The 3,858-nt window shown below is 68.1% G+C and carries 2 protein-coding genes; both read right to left on the bottom strand.

What is annotated here, in order from left to right; genetic code table 11:
• Nucleotides 1–47 precede the first annotated feature (47 nt).
• Nucleotides 48–2,801: an alkaline phosphatase family protein gene (locus ACFXJ5_RS41160; protein WP_384643680.1), complete on the bottom strand. Its 2,754-nt coding sequence runs from the start codon at nt 2,799–2,801 to the stop codon at nt 48–50.
• A 4-nt stretch (nt 2,802–2,805) separates the two neighbouring features.
• Nucleotides 2,806–3,858: ABC transporter permease (locus tag ACFXJ5_RS41155; protein WP_384643677.1), on the bottom strand; the 1,053-nt coding region annotated here is incomplete at its 5' end.

Genomic DNA, 3,858 nt, shown 5'->3' with positions numbered 1-3,858 from the left:
CCGGCCAGGGACCTCTTGACGCGATCAGCCTAAGTCGGCCGCCTACGTCAGCCGTCGTTCTCCGACGACGGGATGTAGGCGCCCGGCACGTCCTTCGGCGCGTAGATCTTGCTCTCGCCGGGGTACGGCGTCTTCCAGTTGTGCGTCTGGTACCACGTGAAGTGGTTCATCTGCGCGGGGTTCGCGTAGTCGGGCACGGCGTTGGGTCCGGTCAGCCGCTGGTGCGACTTCCACGCGTCCCACTGCGCCGCGAGCGCCTGCTTGTCCGCCGGCACCGCTGCCGACGTCGGCGCGGGCGCCGCCTTGGCGTTCTGCGGCGCCGGGGTGTCCGCGCCGCAGGAGGGCTGGGTGCTCAGGCCGAGGGTCAGCGAGGTCCGGTTGGGCAGCGCGGTGAACGGCGTGTTGTTCGGGTGCTGGGTGAACGCCGCACGCATCGGGGTGGCCGCGCTGTCCTTCTGGTTCATCGGGTGAATCCCGAGGATCTGCTCGATGGTCCGGACCATCGTGATCTGCGAGTAGTAGTGGTTGTCGACGGTGCCGTGCTGGGCGTAGGGGCTGATGATCTGGATCGGGGCACGGTGGCCGTCGACGTGGTCGAGGCCGGCCTGGGAGTCGTCCTCGACGACGAAGATCGCCGAGTCCTTCCAGTACTTGCTGTGCGAGATCTCGTCAACCATCCGGCCGACCGCGAGGTCGTTGTCCGCGACCTGAGCGGCCGCGTTCGCCGGACCACCGGTGTGGTCGTTGGAGAGCCAGAACATGTTCAGGTTCGCCGGACCGTTCTTCTCGAAGTCCTGCTTCCAGATCTCCTCCTTGTAGATGTCCGGGACGCTGGTGTCGAACAGCGGGAAGCCGGGCACCGAGACCTTGTTGAGCGACGGGATCGCCGAGCCCGTTTGAATGGGGTAGGCGGTCTTCTGCCCGGTCGCCTGCATGTTCTTGGTGTCGCAGTACAGGTTCTGCCAGGTCGCGCCGGACGGCTTGCTCTCGATCGACTGGAACTCGCCGAAGTCCTTGACGGACTTCCCAGCCGCCTGCGCACCGGTCCAGATGAAGCCGGACTTCTGGTGGCCGAGAGCGTCGTTCTCGGTGTCGTAGCTGCGCGTGTACTCACCGGCCGAGGACTCGGTGTACTCCGGGTCGTCAGCCTGCATCAGCCAGTTGTGGCCCTCGGCGGAGTTGGTGCCTATGTCGTACGTGTTGTCGTACAGCCCGAACTGCTTTGCCAACGCGTGCTGGTTCGGCGTCACGTTCTCGCCGAACTGCGTAAGCGACGGGTCGCCGTTGCCCTGCGGGATGTCACCGAGGACCTGGTCGTAGGTCCGGTTCTCCTTGACGATCATGAAGACGTGCTTGATCGTCGAGGGGTCGCCGAGCTTCACCGGGACCGGCACCGGCTTCTTGTTGGCTTTGCCCTTGGCCAGCGTGACCGAGCCGCCGGTCCAGCCGTTCTGCTGGAAGACCTTGGCCGTCTCGGACTTGATGACGCTGTCGTCCGGCAGGGTGAACTGCGTCAGGCTCGACGTCGTGTCGTGGGTGCCGTGGCCGGCGCTGTCGGGGCGGCGGGCGTCGATACCACGGGTGTTGGAGACGACCACGTTCTTGCCCACGGTGGTGATCTCCGCGGGGAAGTAGTCCGTCGGGAGCAGGCCGACGTAGCTGGCCGGCTGCTGCGGGGAGGTGTACCGGTAGACGGCGACCGCGTTGGCGCGGCCGAGCGTCACCAGCAGGTGACCGTCGTCGGTGAGCGTCACCGCGTTGGGCTCGTAGCCGACCGACGCCTCCGGCCACGGCTGGGTGGCGATGGTCTGCACGACCTTGTCGTTGGCGGTGTTGATGACCGACACGTTGTTGTCGGCGGTGTTGGTGACGAACACCGCCCCGTTCTTGGCGTACACCGCGGTCGGGTGCAGACCGACGTCGATGCTCCCGACGGCGGCGGACGGGTCCGCCAGGTTGATGACGCTGACCGTGCCGGTGGTGGTGGCACCGGTGTCCGGGTTGGCCGGCACCTGGGTGCCGTAGGAGTTGATCGTGGTGTCGCCGGCCTTGGCCGGACGCCCGCCCTCGTTGCTGACGTAGAGCTTGTTGCCGACCATGGTGATGCCACGGGGAGCGTTGCCCACGGCCCAGCTCTGCTTGATGGTCCCGGTCGCCGCGTCGATGGCGACCACCTTGTTCTGGCCGTTGACCGCGGAGTACACGGTGGAGCCGTCGGCCGAGAACACCGCCGCACCCACCAGTGCGTGCTTGGAGCCGTCGGCCGGAATCGAGATGGTCGTCGGGTTGGAGAGGGTGCCGTCCGGGTTCACGGTGAACTTGGTGTAGCCGTCGCTCTGGCCCAACCACAGCTGCGAACCATCGGGCGAGTACGTCGGGCCCTCCTGGCCGACGGCGCCGCTGCTGATGCGCAGGTCGTCCGCCGAGGAGGTGCCGACGCGCTGCTTCACCTGCCCGGTCTTGAGGTCCATGACGACCAGCGACGCATCACCGTCGGCGACCGAGGCCGCGAGATGGCTGCCGTCCGGGCTGACCGAGGACGACATGATCTTGCCGTCGTTGATGACGGTACGGCTGCCGTACGGGGCGATGTACTGGTCGGAGGAGACAACCTGACCGTCAGCGGTGACCTGGCCGACCTGCTGGGTGCCGAACTGCTGCGTCTGGGCAACAGCGGTGCCCGTGACGGCGAGGGCGACCGCGATGCCCGCCGTTACCAGAGTGGTCCGGCGGCCGACGTGTCTGCCCAAAAGGCTGAGCTGCTCCTTCTCGTCAACCCGACGCTGCCGTGTTACCTGCATGGAATTATCCCTTCGGGGTGGTGTCGAGCAGTTCGACGTTGCCGTCGAACTGCCACAGCGGGTTCGGTGCGTCCCCGGTCGGGGTCCGCACCAGGAAGTAGCCGTTCACTTCCTTCGGTCCATCGCCATCGGCGACGAACCGCCCGTCTGAGGTGACGTCGAGTTGGTAGATGGCCGTCCCTGCGACCTCGACGTCGGGGAGATGCCAGGAGACGACGCAACGCCAGTCGTTGCCCGCCCCCTGGGGGGCGACCTGGCCGCCGCTCTTGTTGCACGCCGCCGCGACCCGCAGTTGTGCCTCGGTGACGGCGGGGCGGTTGAGTTGCTGGGTCTGCATGCGGTAGAGGTGGGCGAATGCCGTGGCGACCGACCGCTGGACCTTGTCCTGCTCGATTCCGGAGCCCATCGACGGGGTCGCCACGGCGACCACCACGACGGTGAGGGAGGCCAGCCCGACCAGCGGCAGGACTCCGGCGGTGACAGCGCGGCGCCCGGAGCCGTCGTAGGTCAGGTTGGTGAAGTCGCGCCGCAGGAACAGCAGGTACGCCAGCGCGGTCGCGGTCGCGGCCCACACCAGGCTGACAACGATGCCGATCAGCAGCGGGCCGAGCTGTGCCGGGCTGGTGAACAGGCCGTTCCAGGCGATGAAGGCGTAGCCGGGCAGGGCGAGGCGGACGGCGACGGGCAGCGGCAGCATCTGGGCGAGCTGCATCGCGAGCGCGACGAGCGTGGGCAGCAGCAGCCCCATCGGGGACCGCCCCAGCACGACCGACCCGAGGAGTCCGATCGCGGCGAGGGCCAGGGTCGGGGCGAGTACGCAGACCCAGGCGAGCAGGACCCTGCCTGCGGCGTCCGCCGGCGCCAGCAGGTGACCGTCGAGGCCGACCAGCGGCTGGTTGCCGACCGCCACAACCCCACCGGCCGCGCCGGAACACGCCATCCCCGCCACGAGCAGCAGGATGACGGTCAGGCTGGCCAGTGCCTTCGCCGCGAAGATCCGTCGAGGCGACCGGACCGCCACGAGCAGGTGGCGCCAGGTGCCGAGCCGGTCCTCGGA

The sequence above is a fragment of the Streptomyces sp. NPDC059373 genome, assembly GCF_042751495.1.
In the GTDB taxonomy this organism is placed as follows: domain Bacteria; phylum Actinomycetota; class Actinomycetes; order Streptomycetales; family Streptomycetaceae; genus Actinacidiphila.
Note: the sequence above shows the minus strand (reverse complement) of the source record. Positions and strands in the feature narration are given on the sequence as shown.